Source organism: Oceanobacillus jeddahensis, from assembly GCF_000750635.1.
GTDB classification, from domain to species: Bacteria; Bacillota; Bacilli; order Bacillales; family Amphibacillaceae; genus Oceanobacillus; species Oceanobacillus jeddahense.
Genome location: NZ_CCDM010000005.1, coordinates 194,051 through 211,166, shown reverse-complemented (window position 1 = coordinate 211,166; position 17,116 = coordinate 194,051). Strand labels below are relative to the sequence as shown.

At 40.2% G+C, this 17,116-nt stretch carries 15 protein-coding genes; 5 read left to right on the top strand and 10 right to left on the bottom strand.

Features of this window, described 5'->3' with window-relative positions:
- Window positions 1-93: 93 nt before the first annotated feature.
- The gene (locus BN986_RS19655; protein ID WP_081922270.1) at window positions 94-1,884 is read right to left on the bottom strand and encodes a S9 family peptidase; all 1,791 of its coding nucleotides are present in this window, start codon (window positions 1,882-1,884) and stop codon (window positions 94-96) included.
- Between the two features lie 171 nt (window positions 1,885-2,055).
- Between BN986_RS19655 and BN986_RS19650 the strand changes: the two genes are divergently transcribed.
- Window positions 2,056-3,183, top strand: a complete 1,128-nt coding sequence (locus tag BN986_RS19650; RefSeq protein ID WP_040983332.1) for an amidohydrolase — start codon at window positions 2,056-2,058, stop codon at window positions 3,181-3,183.
- 55 nt (window positions 3,184-3,238) lie between these two features.
- On the opposite strand, the gene argF is transcribed toward BN986_RS19650, so the two are convergent.
- The 5 genes from argF to BN986_RS19625 form a co-directional block, all read right to left on the bottom strand.
- Window positions 3,239-4,201, bottom strand: a complete 963-nt coding sequence (gene argF / locus BN986_RS19645; protein ID WP_040983330.1) for an ornithine carbamoyltransferase — start codon at window positions 4,199-4,201, stop codon at window positions 3,239-3,241.
- Between the two features lie 466 nt (window positions 4,202-4,667).
- Complete coding sequence (locus BN986_RS19640; protein ID WP_040983328.1) at window positions 4,668-5,852, bottom strand: class I SAM-dependent rRNA methyltransferase; 1,185 nt, start codon at window positions 5,850-5,852, stop codon at window positions 4,668-4,670.
- Window positions 5,853-5,868: 16 nt separating this feature from the next.
- The gene (locus BN986_RS19635) at window positions 5,869-6,441 is read right to left on the bottom strand and encodes a GNAT family N-acetyltransferase (RefSeq protein WP_040983326.1); all 573 of its coding nucleotides are present in this window, start codon (window positions 6,439-6,441) and stop codon (window positions 5,869-5,871) included.
- Window positions 6,442-6,469: 28 nt separating this feature from the next.
- A complete protein-coding gene (locus tag BN986_RS19630) occupies window positions 6,470-6,742 on the bottom strand; it encodes a DUF3219 family protein (RefSeq protein ID WP_040983324.1) in 273 nt (90 codons plus the stop codon).
- A gap of 12 nt (window positions 6,743-6,754) precedes the next feature.
- Entirely contained in the window at window positions 6,755-7,264 is a 510-nt protein-coding gene (locus BN986_RS19625; protein WP_040983321.1) for a GNAT family N-acetyltransferase, read from the bottom strand.
- 135 nt (window positions 7,265-7,399) lie between these two features.
- Here BN986_RS19625 and BN986_RS19620 point away from each other — a divergent pair, with 135 nt between their 5' ends.
- Complete coding sequence (locus BN986_RS19620; RefSeq protein WP_040983319.1) at window positions 7,400-7,846, top strand: YaiI/YqxD family protein; 447 nt, start codon at window positions 7,400-7,402, stop codon at window positions 7,844-7,846.
- 66 nt (window positions 7,847-7,912) lie between these two features.
- Here BN986_RS19620 and BN986_RS19615 read toward each other — a convergent pair whose 3' ends face one another.
- From BN986_RS19615 to BN986_RS19605, 3 genes are read right to left on the bottom strand one after another with little or no spacing between them, the layout of a single operon-like run.
- Entirely contained in the window at window positions 7,913-8,923 is a 1,011-nt protein-coding gene (locus BN986_RS19615; RefSeq protein WP_040983317.1) for an NAD(P)/FAD-dependent oxidoreductase, read from the bottom strand.
- Between the two features lie 24 nt (window positions 8,924-8,947).
- Window positions 8,948-9,970 (bottom strand): FecCD family ABC transporter permease, encoded by a 1,023-nt coding sequence (locus BN986_RS19610; protein ID WP_040983315.1) that lies wholly within the window; start codon window positions 9,968-9,970, stop codon window positions 8,948-8,950.
- The gene (locus BN986_RS19605) at window positions 9,967-10,983 is read right to left on the bottom strand and encodes a FecCD family ABC transporter permease (RefSeq protein WP_040983312.1); all 1,017 of its coding nucleotides are present in this window, start codon (window positions 10,981-10,983) and stop codon (window positions 9,967-9,969) included. Before BN986_RS19605 ends, BN986_RS19610 begins: the two co-directional genes overlap by 4 nt.
- A gap of 169 nt (window positions 10,984-11,152) precedes the next feature.
- Here BN986_RS19605 and BN986_RS19600 point away from each other — a divergent pair, with 169 nt between their 5' ends.
- The gene (locus BN986_RS19600) at window positions 11,153-12,115 is read left to right on the top strand and encodes an iron-hydroxamate ABC transporter substrate-binding protein (RefSeq protein WP_040983310.1); all 963 of its coding nucleotides are present in this window, start codon (window positions 11,153-11,155) and stop codon (window positions 12,113-12,115) included.
- 300 nt (window positions 12,116-12,415) lie between these two features.
- The gene (locus BN986_RS19595) at window positions 12,416-13,258 is read left to right on the top strand and encodes an ABC transporter ATP-binding protein (RefSeq protein WP_040983308.1); all 843 of its coding nucleotides are present in this window, start codon (window positions 12,416-12,418) and stop codon (window positions 13,256-13,258) included.
- A 559-nt stretch (window positions 13,259-13,817) separates the two neighbouring features.
- Here the strand turns inward: BN986_RS19595 and BN986_RS19590 are convergent.
- Window positions 13,818-15,074 carry an IS110 family RNA-guided transposase gene (locus BN986_RS19590; RefSeq protein WP_040983306.1) on the bottom strand — a complete coding sequence of 419 codons (1,257 nt, stop codon included), beginning with the start codon at window positions 15,072-15,074 and terminating at the stop codon, window positions 13,818-13,820.
- A gap of 402 nt (window positions 15,075-15,476) precedes the next feature.
- Here BN986_RS19590 and BN986_RS19585 point away from each other — a divergent pair, with 402 nt between their 5' ends.
- The gene (locus BN986_RS19585; RefSeq protein WP_040983304.1) at window positions 15,477-16,601 is read left to right on the top strand and encodes an IS110 family RNA-guided transposase; all 1,125 of its coding nucleotides are present in this window, start codon (window positions 15,477-15,479) and stop codon (window positions 16,599-16,601) included.
- Window positions 16,602-17,116 lie beyond the last annotated feature (515 nt).

Genomic DNA, 17,116 nt, shown 5'->3' with positions numbered 1-17,116 from the left:
GTTATCAATCTTCATTCTGTGAGAGCCTTTCCTTTTCACCCGCAGAATAACAATTTCTCTACAAATTTTTGATGCTTTACTTTAAAAGGTTGTTCACTTTAAATAATGGTTTACAAATTCAACAATTTTCGTATTCATTAGAATGTGGTTTTCTAATTTTTCTGTCTGATGCCCTTCATCATCAAATATAATCAGCTCCACATCCTTATTTTGTTTTTCTAAGTCACTCGTTAACTGCTCTGCCTCAGATACTGGTACACGCGTATCATTTCTTCCATGGAAAATAAGAAGCGGTACTTCTATCTTGTCCGTATGATTTAATGGTGCAATCTCTTCAAAGAAGTCCACATCGTTTTCCAGGGAGCCATATTCCTGTTCGCGTAATCTTCTTCTCCAAGGCCCTGTGTTTTCCAAGAATGTCCGGAAATGGCTGATTCCTACAATATCAACCGCCGCTTCCCAAAGTTTTGGGTAATGGGTAATTGCTGCTAATACCATAAACCCGCCATAACTTCTTCCCATAATACTCACACGGTCTTTATTTGCTTGATGGTTTTCTGTCAAATCTTTCACTAGATGATTTAAATCAGCAACGGAATCCATACGCTTACGGACATCGTCTAATTGTACATACTCTCTCCCATATCCCATACTGCCCCGTACATTTGGCGCAGCTACTGCATAGCCTTGTGAAGCTAAGAATTGGATAACTGGGTTGTATTCATTCCGTATTTGGCTTTCTGGTCCGCCATGAACATAAATCATCACAGGTTGATTAGTATGTTGCTTCCCATATAAAAAATAAGGCACTTTTAATCCATCAAAGGATGTAAATTGATAAAGTTCCGGCTCTACCCACCGTTTTGCAATATCTGAATCGGGCGTGATATGTGTTAAACGATCCGATTGATCTGCAGAAACTTCCACTTTCCAGATATCTCCTGGAATAACAGAACTGGTCACTCCTGTCAGTAATGCATCTTCATTTAACCAATTTATTGATTGATAAACACCTGATGGAATACTTTCTAACGTTTTTTCGTATTCATCTTTTAAGTAATATACAGCTAATTGTGAGCTTCCTCCCTGATTTAAAGAATAGGCAAGCTTTGTTTCATCTGGGGAAAGGTTTATTTCTTCTATATCCCATTGTTTATCCTCCAGCAGATACTGAATCTCCTCGGGTGAATTTAGCGAAAATGAAGCAATAGCCATTGTATTTCTACCTTCATCTGATACGAGGTAACCGATAGCTCCGTCATTTTGAAGCTGTACAGAATGATACCTTGCTGGAACATCTACATTCCCAATCGGTCTTGTCTTTCCTGACGCAATATCTAAAATATGTAATTGATTATCAATATTTGAGACTTTTAAGCTAATAATGAGACCCGTTCCATCCTTTGTCCAGCATATCGCTGTACAGTTCGTGTTTGTTTCATATATTGTTTGTTCTGTTTTTGTTTCAACATCACACAAAAAAATATCAAAATAACCTGGATGTCTGCGATTACTGGCAAAAGCAATCTTTTTCTCATCAGGTGACCAGCCTCCAAATTCATGAAAATGATCTTGGGAAATAACTAACTCTTCAACGGTTTCCCCTTTATCGTTTGTTATATAAAACTGCTGTTTTTCATTTCCTTCAAAGTCAGAAGCTATAATTGATTTCTTCCCGGTTGGAGAATGATATACTTCAAGCACACGATCTGGCATCGTTGCAAAGGATTCCATCTCTCCTTGATGATTTAGCTTCCAGGCTTGAGGCCTGCCTGTGCGATTTGCTAGAAAAGTAAATTCATTAGAAGCCCCTATTTTTTTCGGACTGTATGCCCCTTTAGCGGTCAAATATTCCAGCAACACTTTCTCGTCTAACTCTTGCATGTAACCCCTCCGATGTTGAATAATTCCGAATTTTGCTATACGATAAAATAAAACGATTACAAGTCTATTTATATATTTATTGTCTGAATTTAATTAATAGACTTACAATAAATAGAGTATAGATTAAAAAAATTCATAAATCAATAAGATTTTTGTCGAAGGAGAGTAAGCATGTTTGTAATTACTGATGTCACAATATGGAATGGCAATGAAGAAATATTGGAGAATAATAACCTTTTTATTCGTGATGGAAAAATTGAGAAAATTACCAAGAAATTAGATTCCTCACAAGATTACCGCATTATTAATGGGAAAGATTATATTATTACACCTGGATTCATCGATGTGCACACGCATTTAGGAGTGTCTGAAGAAGGAGTTGGGCAAGAAGGAGCTGATTTCAACGAAACCTCCGATCCAGTTACGCCAGAAGTAAGAGCAATTGACGGTATTAATCCCCGTGAAGAAGGATTGAAAGTAGCCCGGCAGTCTGGAATTACAACTGTTCAAGTCATGCCGGGAAGTGCTAATGTAATTGGCGGAGAAATGTCGATTCTTAAAACAACAGGTCATATCATTGATGAAATGATTATTCGTCAAACCTCTGGAATGAAAGCAGCAACAGGAGAGAATCCGAAAAGATTTCACGGTTCCAAAGGCAAAATGCCCGTTACCCGAATGGGAGTTACAGCATTATTACGGCAGAAACTTTTAGAGGCAAAAAAATATATAGAAAAAGAGAATCAGGAATGTAATCTAGGTTTAGAACAATTAGCAAAAGTAATCAAGAAAGAAATACCGCTTCGTGTTCATGCGCATCGTGCAGATGATATTCTTACGGTACTCCGCTTAAAAAGGGAGTTTGACATTGATGTGACAATTGAGCATTGTACGGAGGGACATTTTATTGCTGACTACATTGCCAAGCATGATGTGATGGTTTCCGTTGGTCCAACCATGTCTTCCCGTTCTAAGGTGGAACTGAGGGATAAAAGCTGGAGTACCATTAAAACGTTAATGGACGCAGGAATCTCCTGTTCCATTACAACGGATCACCCTGTAGTTGGCATCGAATATCTGCTAACCAGTGCAATCCATGCCATCAAAAATGGACTAACTGAACAGCAAGCTCTAAAAGCAATAACCTCTAATGCAGCCAAGCACCTTGGCGTAGAGGATCGGGTAGGAGCGCTGGAAGAAGGAAAAGACGCTGACTTTCTATTTTGGAAAGGGAATCCATTTCACCCGCAGTCTGAGCTTCAACGTGTATTTATTAATGGTAAGGAGATAATGGACTAAGTTTCAATAATAAAAGAAGCAGGGAAACCTATGATTGGGCTCCCTGCTTCTTTTATTATTCTCCCATTAATGCTGTCATCAAAGCTTTTTGTGCATGTAGGCGGTTTTCGGACTGCTGGAAGACAACAGAATGTTTCCCATCAATAACTCCTGCTGATACCTCTTCTCCCCGATGAGCCGGCAGACAATGCATAAAGGTGACGTCTGCTTTTGCATTGGCTAGAAGCGCTTCATTCACCTGAAACTGCTGAAATTCCTGTTCACGCTTTGTTTGCTCCGCTTCCTGCCCCATGCTTGCCCAGACATCTGTATAGACGACATCTGCATTTTTCACAGCCTCTGCCGGGTCGTTACTCCATCCAATGGTTGCACCGTGTTCAGAAGCAAATTGTTTCGCTTTTTCGGTAACCTGCTCCTCCGGTTTATAATTATCTGGTGTTACTGTAACAATATGCATGCCCATTTTTGCAGCACCAATCATTAAAGAATGTGCCATATTATTACCGTCACCGATATAAACCAATTTTTGTCCCTGCAGAACCCCTTTCACCTCTTTGATGGTCTGTAAATCTGCTAACACCTGACACGGGTGATAGAGGTCCGTCAATCCATTAATCACAGGGATACTTGAATATTTCGCCAGCTCCTCCACATCATCCTGGTTATAGGTGCGGATCATGATTCCATCCAAATAGCCAGAAAGCACCTGTGCTGTATCTGCAATCGTTTCTCCCCTGCCAATCTGTATATCCTTAGAGCTTAAGAAAATACCTAAACCGCCCAGCTGATAGATACCTGTTTCAAAGGAGACGCGCGTTCTTGTCGAGGCCTTCTCAAAAATCATTCCTAACGTTTTCCCTTTCAATGGTTCAAAAATGATGCCTTCTTTACTTTGCTTCTTTTGATAATCCGCTAATTCAATTAAATAGTCAATTTCGTCTTTTGTATAGTCAGCAAGTGTCAGAAAGTCTCTTCCTTTTAACTCCTGCTGCTGGAATTGAATTTGATTTGTTGTCATTCACGTACACCTCTTCAATAAGTTGTTATGAATTATTATGCAATAAAAAGAATATTTATTCAATAGTTTTCGAGATTTTTATTGGCTTTTCTTAGAATTTATATTCAAGGTACGAGGAAGTTATAAAACGAAACTTCATTCAGTGGGAGTTTTTCGACGCACAACTCTTTACGATGGGACGAGTAATCGTAGTCCCAGTCCCAGGATGTGCTAGTGCAGACGTTGCGACAACGGTTTTCGATGGGGTGAGTAATCGCAGCCCCAACCCCAGGACGTCGCGAACTTAGTCTGCTTCCTTCATTCTCCCACTGAATTAGCCTAAGTGATTCAGGGAGGTAGCGCCCGTTGTCTCCCGCCTAAATTAATTTATTTTCGCTCTTTATTTTGTGGCGGGAGTTTTACGGGCGGTTCTCCGTGATAAAAAAACCATCAAACAATGCATATCTGCCTGTTTGATGGTTTGCAGTTATCCCTTCACTTGAATCACGACCACTTTCAGATAATCTCCCTGCTTAAAATGCTTATTCACCGCAAAATCACCCGGAAGCGAAAATTCTTCCAAAATCGTATATTTCTTTTGTTTCGCCTGAAACCCTCGCTGGATCATATCTTTGAATTTCTTCATTCCAAAAGAAGCTGTATTGGTAGATGCAATAATCACACCGTCCTTTTCCAGCAGGTCGATGGAATTCTCTATCAGCTCCGGATAATCCTTCGCTGTGCGGAAGGTTCTTTTCTTGGAACGTGCGAAGCTTGGCGGATCGAGAACAACGACATCGAATTGCAGATTCTTCCGCTTTGCATATTTGAAATAATCAAATACATCCATCACGATAATATCCTGCTGTTCAAAATCAATCCCATTCACACTAAACTGTTCAATGGTCTTACTTTTGCTGCGTTTTGCTAAATCTACACTGGTCGTTTTAGATGCTCCACCTAATGCAGCTGCTACAGAAAATGCGCCGGTATAGGAAAAGGTGTTTAATACATGCTTTCCTTTTGCGTATTTATCGCGTAACGATTTGCGGACATCGCGCTGGTCTAAGAAAATGCCTACCATCGCTCCATCATTCAGATAAACAGCATAGTTCATGCCGTTTTCCTTTACGACAAGCGGGAATTCTCCTCTTTCCCCTTTTACAAAATCGTCATCCTCTACATACTGTCCTTTCGTGTCAAAGCGTTTCTTTTCGTAGATTCCCTGATAGTCACCCAGCTCATCAAAGACTTGTATAATCCAGTCTTTGAACGCATAAATCCCTTCACTGTACCATTGGACAACATAGTAGCCTTCAAAATAGTCAATAATCAAGCCGCCTATCCCATCTCCTTCTCCGTTAAACACACGAAAAGCAGTTGTTTCTTCTGCCTGGTAATAAGAACGGCGCTTATTTATCGCTGTGAGCAGCTTTTGTTTAAAGAAACCTTGGTCAATGGTGTCTTCTTTTTTAAACGTTAACACCCAGCCCATTCCTTTATTTTGACGGCCTGTATAAGCCTTTGCCAAAAATTCTCCTCGCTGTGTATGAAGGGCAATGATTTCTCCTTCATGAAGCTTATCTGCTTCATGAATAGCTTCTTCTAAAATCAATGGATTTTGCTGTTTGATATGTTTTACATGCGTTTGTTTTACTGTTACCCGCTTCATTGCTTCACCCTTATTTCTAATCTGTTTTTGGCTCTTCAATCACTGCAAAAATGCAGGTATCTCTAAGTTCCCCGTTCTCTTCTCTGGCGTCATTTCTCAGTATTCCTTCCAGTTCGAAGCCAGCTCTTTCAGCAACCGCCTTACTTCTTCCATTTTTCGTATCGCAGCGAATTTCGATCCGATTTGCATCCAATTCACGAAATGCAAAGGAAATCAGCCCTTTTACCAGCTCTGTGACGTACCCTTTTCCTTGATGCTTCGTATCAATCCAATAACCGATCTCAAATTTTCGTACATCCCAATCAATCCGATGCAGACCGCTGGAAATCACAAACTCCCCGGTCTCTTTATCAAAAGCATGGAAACGCAAATCTTCACGGGAAAGAAAGTTCAAATAGGCTTCCTTTGTTGTTTTCTGCACATCTATTTCTGTCTGTTCCTGTCGTGCAAATGGAAGCCAGGGCTTCAGTTCATTGATAGATGCCTGCATGGCAGCATAAATAGGCTTCCAATCTTCTGGCTTTGGCGCCCGGATAATTAATCGCTCTGTTTCAAATTGATCTGGAAAAGTGAATAATATCGGCTCCATTGTATCAAACTCCCTCACGTCATACGATTTACTTTTCACGTAACTTTAAATAAAATTCGCTTGTCTTGCCTTTTTCATATAAATTTGTCGTTGAAGTAGCATATTCTTTAATCGTTGCGGGAAACGTCATGGATTTCTCTGGAATATCCACCTCAAAATCATTTTCATAAAGCAATGATGTCACATCATGATAGGTTTCACTAGTCACATCAAATGAAAATGCAACCTGCTTTTTATCCGCTGCTTCATCCAATTCAACCTGTTTTCCTTTAAATACTTGTCCATTAATTTTGATTTTCATGTAATCTCCTCCTTATTCACACCCTACGCGCTGGCTGCGACGTTCTACAAGCACCACATCCCGCCATCTGCCATCTTCCATTTGTCCGATTCTTTCACGAAACCCAACCTTACGAAAGCCCATCTTTTCATGCAGCTTCAAACTTCCTGTATTTTCCGGAAAGATTTCGGATTGCAATGTCCATATTCCTGCTTCTTCGCTTGCTTCAATCAATGCTTGCATCAGCTTTTTTCCAATGCCTTTTCCCATAGCATCTTTATGCAGATAAATACTTACCTCGGCAACCCCCTGATACGCTTCTCTTGCAGAGATAGGCAGCAGGGATGCCCAGCCAAGAATTTTCTCATCCTCACGAAAAATCAGACGGCACTGCGGTAAATGATCACGGTCCCAATCCTCCCAGGATTCCCAGTCAGGTTCATTCATTTCAAAGGTTGCATTCTGTGTTTCCATTCCATGATAGTATATTTCCAAAACCTGTTCCCAGTCTTCCGGCTTCATTTGTTCAATGATAAAATGCATATATCCAGGCTCCTTTTTCACGATAGATAGTGATTTATATCTTACAGGCTTTTTATATGAATTTCTAGTGCATAAGACAAGTTAGGTACATATTTGCTACAATAATTAGAAACGTTGAAAAAAGGAGAGAATCAAATGAAGGTCTATGTCGATGCAGATGCTTGTCCTGTCAAAAACATTATTATAGAGGAAGCTGGTAAAAAGAAGGTCCCTGTCGTACTGGTAACGAGTATCTCACATTTTTCTTTCCAGGAGTATCCAGGTTGGGTGGAAACGATTTATGTGGATACAGGTGCAGACGCTGCAGATTACCGGATTATGCAGCTGGCGAAAAAAGAAGACATTATCGTTACACAGGATTATGGACTGGCTTCCCTTGCACTTGCGAAAGGCTGTTATGTACTGCATCATAAAGGTTTTGCCTACACCAATAACAATATTGATCAGCTGCTGCAATCCCGTTACTTAAGTGCTAAAGAGAGACGGAGCGGGAAGCACACCAAAGGTCCTAAGGCATTGACGGAAGAAGACCGACAAAAGTTTCTCGAGCTTTTTCAAAAGTGTTTGCCGGAAAAAGGCTGAAAAAAACACTCTTTCTGTTTTCTTAACTTACCGGTCGGAAAACGTTAGAGTGCTTTTTGTGTAAAATTATTCCTCTTCCGTAAAAGCTGCAAAATTTGTGGAGAATAAATGCTTTACCGGATCTTCCGGGTCAGCGATTTTTTTCGCATGATTAACTGCGATCGGTCCTTCATTAAATGCCCCGGCGATTAGTCCAAGCTTGTCCTGGTAATGCGCGATATCACCAATTGCAAATACGCCTTCCACCGATGTCTGCATGCTGGAATCAACCGTAATCATGCCATCTATCATTTCCAATCCCCACGTAGTGATTGGCTCCAGATTGATTTGAAAACCATGATTAACAACCAATCGGTCAATCTGAATCTCCTTTTCCTCCTCTTCATTTTCTAAATGGCCAAGGGTCACCTTTTCAACCTGCCCGTCTGTCCCATGCAGTGTTTTTATTTCATACGGCGTCATAATGTTCACACGCGAATTTTTCAGTCTGGTCACACTACTCTCCAGCCCTTTAAACTCATTACGGCGATGAACGAGCGTGACACTTTTTGCTATGTTTTCAAGTTCCAGCGCCCAATCCACTGCACTATTACCGCCACCGGAAATAAGGACATCCTGATCATAATAATCAGCCAGTTTTCTAACCGTATAGTGCAAACTCTTCTCTTCATAATATACCGCTTCTGGATGATCCAGTTTTACAGAATGCAATGTTCCAAAACCTGTTGCTAACATGACAGTTTTAGAATAATGGACTCTCCCGTTATTGCTCACAACCTGAAAATTACCATCTTCCACCCGCTGCATATCGACAACCTGTTCCCCAAAAACAACCGTCGGATCAAATGTCAACGCCTGCTCCACCAGCTGTTCCGTAATTTCTTCTCCGGTAGCCTGCGCAATACCGCCAATATCCCGAATGACTTTTTCCGGATAAAAGTAAGGCACTTTTCCGCCAAGGTATGGAAGATATTCAATGATTTTGGTCTTCATTTCCCGCATTCCGCTATAGAAGGCAGCAAATAATCCTGCCGGACCGCCGCCGATTATAGTTACGTCATAGATTTCTTCATTCATTATTATTTGAACCCCTTCCCATCTTTATTTTGTTTTCATCAGCAGATAAACAAAATAGGGTGTACTGACGATCGATACCACAATTCCTACAGGTATCGTAGTCGGTGCTAAAACATTACTTCCAATCATGTCAGCTGTCATTAAAATAAATGCGCCCAGCAAGGCAGAGATCGGAATCACATAATGATGCAGCGGTCCGACCAGCTTGCGGACAATATGCGGAACAACCAAACCTAAAAAGGCAATCGCTCCGCCGGCTGCAACGGATGCTCCTGCTAATGCAACAGCAATTAATAATAAGACGCCCCGCTCTCTTTCCACGTGTGTTCCGAGACCAGAAGCAACATCATCTCCCAAATGAAAGACATTTAAATTTCTTGCTTTTTTTATAGCTACTGGAATCAAAATCAGCATCCACGGTAATAAAGCAAAGACAAAGCTCCAACTCTCACTCCAAATCTCGCCAGACAGCCAAATCGTTACTTGACGATAATTTTGCGGATCCATTCTCAGCTGCAAAATGGTCATGAGTGCACCAAATGCTGCGTTTACTCCAATTCCGACCAATACCAGCCGAATTGGTGCTACTCCTTTTTTCCAAGCAATGGCATAAATCAATATGGCTGCGGTAAATGCTCCAATCAAAGCAACAAAGGGAAGCATATAGGTGCTGAGTGCACTGTCCGCCGGGATAACTCCCTGAAAGAAATAAAGAAACAGTACAATTGCAAAGCCCGCGCCTGAATTAATTCCCAATATCCCCGGATCAGCAAGCCCATTTTGTGTAATGCCCTGCATAATCGTTCCGGAAACAGCTAAACCCGCACCAATTAATAATGCTAAAATAATTCCCGGCATCCGAAATTGAAACAATACAAGTTCCTGCCTGTCTGACCCCTGTCCCATTAATGTTTGGATAACTTCTCCCGGGGAAATGGAGATGGCTCCTAAATTTAAACTGACAAAGGAAAAAGCAATGATTCCAATAATCAATATGCTGATAATCGTCCAAAATCGAAGTCTCTTTTGCTTTTCAACTGTATTCATTTTTTGTCACCCCCGCTGCCTCTGGCTAAATAGAGGAAGAATGGCACGCCGATAATCGATGTAACCGCTCCTACCGGTGTTTCGAAAGGGGCATTAATCATTCGTGCAATTAAATCTGCATTCACCAACAATAAAGCTCCGAACACGGCGGAGGTTGGAATGATCCAGCGGTAATCTGTTCCAATAATAAAACGCGTGATATGCGGGATAATCAGACCCACAAATCCGACAGAACCAGCCACCGAAACTGCCGCACCAGTTAGTATTAATACAACCGTAATCCCGGCAATTTTAATGAAGGTATTATTCTGCCCAAGTCCGGTAGATAAATCATCTCCAAGGCTCAGGACCGTAATCGATTTTGCTATGGATAGTGCCAATATGATTCCTATCATACCAGCAACAAATAGAAGGCTTAACGCATTCCAGCCCGTACCATCTAACCCGCCTGCAAGCCAAAAGCCAATATCCCTCTCCAGCTGAAAATGCAGCGAAAGAATCGAGGAAACAGATCGTAATAACGTACCAATGGCGACTCCAGCGAGCGCCAATTTAACAGGTGTCAACCCGCTGCTGGAAAAAGATCCTACTAAAAACACCAGCGTTACTGCGATCCCTGCTCCAAGAAACGATGCAAACATTAAGCCGACATTCGAAACAGCCGGATAAAAAGCAAGAATGATCACAAGCATAAATGCAGCACCGTCTGTTACCCCCATAATCGATGGAGATGCAAGTGGATTTCGGGTCATTCCCTGCATCACAGAACCAGATACAGCTAAAAAAGCCCCTACTAACACTGCAGCCAGAGCTCGCGGAATCCGCAATTCCCAAATGACCTGATGTGCCTGCTCTCCTTCACTAAACTGGAAAACAGCCTGCCAAACTGTATGTAAATCTACTGTTGTTGCACCATAAGAAATAGACATGCCAAGCGAAAAAATAACGAGACAAATGCCTATTATATTTATCAGTACTTTTCTTAATTGAGAAGAACCTGAAAACAATCTCATTTCTTGTATACTCCTATATTTTCTTTATAAAATATGGTTGTACTACGATACCACTTTTTAAAATCAAAAAACAAACTAAACTTGCTCTTCAATAACTTATTGACTTTCTAATTGAAACTGATTATCATTATCGTTAGACGTTCATTATAACATAAAAGGAGAAAAAGAAATGAACAAATTTATGCAAAAAAAATATTTATTCATGTTGACACTTACCACTCTATTACTTCTTGCCGCATGTGGCAATAGTAATGACAACGAATCTGATGATTCAAATACAGCCGGAAATACCGATGAATCTTCCGAAATCACTGTTGATTCAGAAATGGGAGAAGTGACTATCCCTGCAAATCCTGAAAAAATCCTTGCTTCCTATAATGAAGATACATTGATTGCACTTGGCGAAACACCAGTTGCAAAATGGGCAATCGGTGAAAGTGTTCAAGACTATTTGGAAGAAGACCTTGCCGATGTGGAAACTATTGAATGGACACTGCCTTTAGAGCAAGTACTTAACATAGAGCCGGATTTGATTATTTTGGACCATACCTTAGATAACTATGAAGGTTCTTATGAAGATTACGCAGCGATTGCTCCAACCTATGTGTTATCTGAAGAGGAAGTAAATGATTGGAAAGTTCGTTTACAGAAATTTGGAGAGATCCTTGGAAAAGAAGAGGAAGCGGATCAAGCGTTGGCAGATTATGATGAAAAAGTAAATCAGGCAAGGGAAGAGCTTGATGACACATTAGGTAATGAATCTGTTGCAATGATGTGGGTCGTGGGCGGCAAATACTTCTTATTTGAAGAAAATCGCCACTCCGCAAACATGATTTATAACGAATTAGATGTAGAAGTTCCTGAATTTGTCCAAGAGCTTGGACAAGGTGAAGAAGCCTGGAACCCTATTTCTTTAGAGAAGCTTTCTGAAATTGATGCAGATCATATGATTATTTTAGGTTACGAAGACGATGAAGGCATTGAAGCATTGGAAAATAGCAGTGTATGGAATAACACAGAAGTTGTTCAAAATGACCAAGTATACTATATTGAAGATGAAAGTAACTGGACAAACAGCGGTTTAGTAGCTTCTGAACAAACCATTGATATGCTGGTTGATTTATTTAAGTAAGACATGAAAGCTATATCACGGAGATCTGCCTGTAAAACTCCCACTGAATGAAGTTTCGTTTTATGGAACAATATAATTTATCATACAGTTCCCTATAAAATCAGGTGCATAATCCTTGATTTTATAGGGTTTTCTTTTCACACCTCAAGTTAATACCGCGAAATTTCCACTTCTTATTAGCTTATATTTTATTAAATTTGTCACCTAATTGAAAATTATTATCATTGACTATTCGATTTTGAAGCAATAAAATAAAGTTAGTAGCTTATACGCACCTTTTCAGGTCAGGAGGCGTTTTCATTGAACTCATTAACAGCAAGTAACTTAACACTTGGGTTCGGAGACCGTATTATTATAGATGAATTAGATATTACTATCCCTAAAGGGGAAATTACTGTTTTTATCGGCCCAAATGGCTGTGGAAAATCAACTTTATTACGTTCTTTGGCACGTTTATTAAAGCCAAAGCAAGGATCTGTAGTATTAAACGGACAAAATATTGCTAGCATGCGTACACGGGAAGTTGCCCAAAATATGGCTATCCTCCCTCAGGCACCGACAAGCCCGGAAGGTTTAACCGTTTACGAACTAGTCAAGCAAGGGAGACACCCTTACCGTAAAATGATGAAGCAATGGTCCCAAGAAGATGAAGAAGCTGTTCAAAAAGCATTAGCGGATACAAATATGACGGATTTAAAAGATCAGTCTGTTGATTCCCTGTCAGGAGGCCAGCGCCAGCGTGCATGGATTGCGTTAACGTTAGCACAGAATACAGACATTATTTTATTAGATGAACCGACTACTTACCTTGATTTAACCCATCAAATTGATGTTCTCGACCTTCTCTTTGAGTTAAATGAAAAAGATGGTCGTACAATCGTTATGGTACTGCATGATTTAAATCTGGCAAGCCGCTACGCCAACCATATTATTGCGATCAAGGATAAAAAAGTATATGCACAGGGAAAGCCGGAAGATACGATTTCAGCAGAGCTTGTATCTGCCGTATTCCGGATGCGGTGCAATATCGCATGTGACCCGATTTTCGGTACGCCAATGTGTATTCCTCACGGACGGGGAAACTGTTTAATCAAAGATGCAGTTCAGGAGAATTCTATACATCAAACACCAAAAGCTTTATAATTAAGTTTTTCTCTCATCGATGAAGATCGGTCACGTCGTATAATCAGCTCAGATGCTAAGGAGCTTTATCCTTCATACTTTTCTGCTGTATCAGATAAAGCCGGACAGTGATTTCATATTCTTTTATAGGAATAGAAACCTGTCCGGTTTTTCTTTGTTGTGGGGTTACCTCTAATATTAAAAATTTGGAATTATTTATTATATCCGGCCCTGAAAAAGTTTAGAACTAATATTTATCACGGAGAAAAGCAGCAGACTAAGTTCGCGACGTCCTAAGGCTGGGGCTGGGACTGCGATTACCAATGTTATCAGGTTAGTGAATTTCATTAAGATTATGTTTGATACTGGTAGATAGCAATAAGGCTAACTAGCGGAGGAAAAACACGGAGACTCCTGTGGGAAAGTGCGGAGGGAAGACCCCGCAGAAAAAAAGCGAACTTCTTTTTTTTTGAGGAGTTAGTTTGAAAGAATAAAAAGATACACCTTAAATAAAAAAAGTGCATAACAAAATAAGCCTCAAATCCAAGGCTTTATTGGCATATATTGTAAAATATAATTACTAAGTTTTTACACCTTTATCAGTTACTTGATAGCCTAAAGTTTCCAAGTATCGAATAGCCATATCTTCTGTAATTTTTGGTGAATAAGTCTGTTTAGGCTGGGAATCGATTTGATATAATTCTTCGTTAAATGGCTCATTTTTATCAAGCATATGGTAAATGCAAATAAGCAGTTTATGGGCAATGGCGATAATTGCTTTTTTGTGACCGCGACGTTTTTTAATTTGATGATAACGAGTTTTGAAGTAAGGAAAGTCCTTACTCTTAATGGCAGCATTGGCACATTGAACCAATAAAGGTTTGATATAAACGCCAGCTCTTGAAACACGGACAGATTTTTTCTTTCCGGCACTCTCATCATTTTGAGGTGTTAATCCGGCCCAGGAGCTGATATGTTTCTGAGAAAGGAATGCAGACATATCGACACCTATCTCACCAAGAATGGCAATGGCTGTAAAAATATCTTTAATACCTGGCATGGATAAAAGTATTTCGATTTGTGGCAAGTAAGGCTGAGATAATTTCAAAACAACGGATTCAATATCCGCAATATGTTTCTTAATATTATCCATATGTTGAAGGGACACACGCATTTTATCAGCTTGTGATTTGGTTAAATTTCCTTGAATGGATTTGGTGATGATATCCGTTTTGTCTTTCATACTTCCGTGCAGCATCTCAGAAACATCAAAATTGGTATCATCCGGATCATCCAGAATATGATGAATGATTTTCATGGAACTTACACCAAACGTATCCGAAACCACACTGGAAATCATGATATTAGAGACAGTCAAGGAGTTTTGAACTCGATTTTTTTCGCTGGATTTGAAATTAATAAGTTTGAACCGATATCGCATCAAATCACGAATTTGGCGAATTTGTAATGGCGGTATAAAACTGCCGGGAACCAAACCGTGCTTGTGCAAATCGCAAAGCCAAACAGAGTCTTTCACATCGGTTTTCTTCCCGCGAATACCCTTCACATATTTTGGGTTGGCAACAACAACCTGACAGTCATGTTCTAACACATTGAACACAGGATGCCAGTACTTCCCGGTAGATTCCATACAGACATGGACGCAAGATTGAGATTTTAACCAATCTAGAAGATGGTGTAGATCTTCCAAGAAAGTGGAAAACTTTCTGGTCTGGTACTCGGTAACTCCTGATTTGGTTGTTATTCCAACAGTTGCCACAACAAACTTTTTGTGGACATCAATTCCACAGCAAATTGGGTGAACAATCCTTAGCATATACACATCCCCTCGAAAGTTTATAGTGGATAAGGCAGACATTGACTGTTTGCCGCGGAATAAACAGGAATTGTTTATACAAGGATTAGTTTACGTGCTCGGTGGCACACTTATTTGTGCTTGAAAAAGCAAACGGCACATCTTATTATTCGGGCAGTATATACTGACACCACTCACCCTATCGTGCTCTGTAGTGTATCTGCCTATCCATCTATAATTATAACATTTAATATTTTGGGGGAGAGAATTACTTTCATTAAGATTTGTGCCTTGAGCACAGCGAAAGGAATGGTACTTATTATGAACAAAACTGGCCCCGTATCGTAGCGACGTAGATTATTTTAGTATAATTGAGTTAGAGAAATACTAAAACAGAGCTATAATACGAAAGGAGCCATTACCATGGATTATAACACAAAATATGTAGGTTTAGACGTGTCCAAGGAAAAAATTGCTGTAGCTGTGGCAGATAGCGGAAGAGAGAAACCTCGTTATTTAGGAATGTTTCCAAATACGATGGAGAGTTTAAGAAAGATTATAAAAAAATTAGGAGATCCATCCAATCTACAAGCTTGTTATGAAGCTGGTGCTACTGGATATACACTCTACCGATGGTTACTTCTATTAGGAGTTCAATGTGATGTTATCGCACCTACTCATATTCCGACTAATGCTCGAGATAAGATAAAAACGGATAAGCGTGATGCGATTCGTTTAGCACAGCTTCACCGAGCTGGAGAACTGACTTCTATTTATATTCCAACGGACGAAGATGAATCCTATAGGGACTTAGTGCGGGCAAGAGATGACGCTAAAAAAGAAGAAAAACGAGTCAAAGCACGTATATCTGCCCTATTACTAAGATACGATCTTCATCCGAAAGAAAAAGTAGGGACAAAATGGAAGTCAAAATATATGGAATGGCTGGAAGGAGTGAAATTCTCCCAATCGTTAACACAAACCGTTTTCCAGGAAGAATTACATGCATTGCATGTATGCAGAGAACGCGTTAAACGATATGAAGAGCTAATGAAAGAAATCGAGGAAAACAGTATGCGCAACTCTCTGATTAAAGCATTAAAATGTTTGCGTGGTGTAGATACAATAACGGCAGTCAGTGTGGCTTCCGAAATCATGTGCTTTTCCCGATTTCATAATCCGCAACAATTGATGTCCTATTTAGGACTGGTACCAAGTGAATCTTCTAGTGGACCGAAACAGTCCAAAGGAGAGATTACGAGAACAGGAAATACCTTGGTTCGCAGGTTGTTAATAGAGGCTGCTTGGAGTTATCGCTATCAGCCAGCATTAAAAGGTTCTTTGAAACAAAGAAATGAAGGGCAGCCCAAGGAGATTCAAGCAATTGCGTGGAAAGCACAAAAAAGGCTACATCAAAAATACCATAGACTGATGCACAAAGGAAAACCGCATCCAAAAGTTACTGCCGCCGTTGCGAGAGAATTGGTAGGATTTATATGGGATATAGCGAGGCATATAGAAATGGAGGAAATGGAGCTGGTTTCGTAAAGAATAATGATAATTATAAATGTGGAAGTAAAGAGGGAGATATTTGCAGGTGATTTGACACGGAGCCTCTGCGGGCACGATTCATGAGCCAAGAAGCCAATATCTAATGATGTTGGCTCACACATATATGTTATCATGCCCGCCACTCCGTATAAAATCACCTGGACTACCCAATTAAATGATGGAAGGTACCATTTCGTTTTACAAAAAAAGATGCCGAGATGTAGATAATCATTCAAGGAAACCACATGGTAGAATGTAGAGCGCGGAAGCAAAAAAGATGAATCCGATGAGGGTGATTCACGACTCAGCAATGTGGCAGCTTCTACGGAAGTGAATCCACGAGAGGAGTGAGCGGACAGCCCCTCGTACCGGAATAATTTAATGTGATAATCCACGTATGTCAGAATGCTAATCGATGAGAAAACATTTTTTGCTTTCGTGCTGTGCACTTTACTGAACACCTTTGTGTGCAAAAGAAATAGCAATTATTTTCTTGATAAGCAAGGTGTCAA

Coding starts and splice junctions, on each gene's coding strand:
- BN986_RS19655 (WP_081922270.1), bottom strand. CDS start 1,884: ATGCAAGAGTTAGACGAGAAAGTGTTGCTGGAATATTTGACCGCTAAA.
- BN986_RS19650 (WP_040983332.1), top strand. CDS start 2,056: ATGTTTGTAATTACTGATGTCACAATATGGAATGGCAATGAAGAAATA.
- argF (WP_040983330.1), bottom strand. CDS start 4,201: ATGACAACAAATCAAATTCAATTCCAGCAGCAGGAGTTAAAAGGAAGA.
- BN986_RS19640 (WP_040983328.1), bottom strand. CDS start 5,852: ATGAAGCGGGTAACAGTAAAACAAACGCATGTAAAACATATCAAACAG.
- BN986_RS19635 (WP_040983326.1), bottom strand. CDS start 6,441: ATGGAGCCGATATTATTCACTTTTCCAGATCAATTTGAAACAGAGCGA.
- BN986_RS19630 (WP_040983324.1), bottom strand. CDS start 6,742: ATGAAAATCAAAATTAATGGACAAGTATTTAAAGGAAAACAGGTTGAA.
- BN986_RS19625 (WP_040983321.1), bottom strand. CDS start 7,264: ATGCATTTTATCATTGAACAAATGAAGCCGGAAGACTGGGAACAGGTT.
- BN986_RS19620 (WP_040983319.1), top strand. CDS start 7,400: ATGAAGGTCTATGTCGATGCAGATGCTTGTCCTGTCAAAAACATTATT.
- BN986_RS19615 (WP_040983317.1), bottom strand. CDS start 8,923: ATGAATGAAGAAATCTATGACGTAACTATAATCGGCGGCGGTCCGGCA.
- BN986_RS19610 (WP_040983315.1), bottom strand. CDS start 9,970: ATGAATACAGTTGAAAAGCAAAAGAGACTTCGATTTTGGACGATTATC.
- BN986_RS19605 (WP_040983312.1), bottom strand. CDS start 10,983: ATGAGATTGTTTTCAGGTTCTTCTCAATTAAGAAAAGTACTGATAAAT.
- BN986_RS19600 (WP_040983310.1), top strand. CDS start 11,153: ATGAACAAATTTATGCAAAAAAAATATTTATTCATGTTGACACTTACC.
- BN986_RS19590 (WP_040983306.1), bottom strand. CDS start 15,074: ATGCTAAGGATTGTTCACCCAATTTGCTGTGGAATTGATGTCCACAAA.
- BN986_RS19585 (WP_040983304.1), top strand. CDS start 15,477: ATGGATTATAACACAAAATATGTAGGTTTAGACGTGTCCAAGGAAAAA.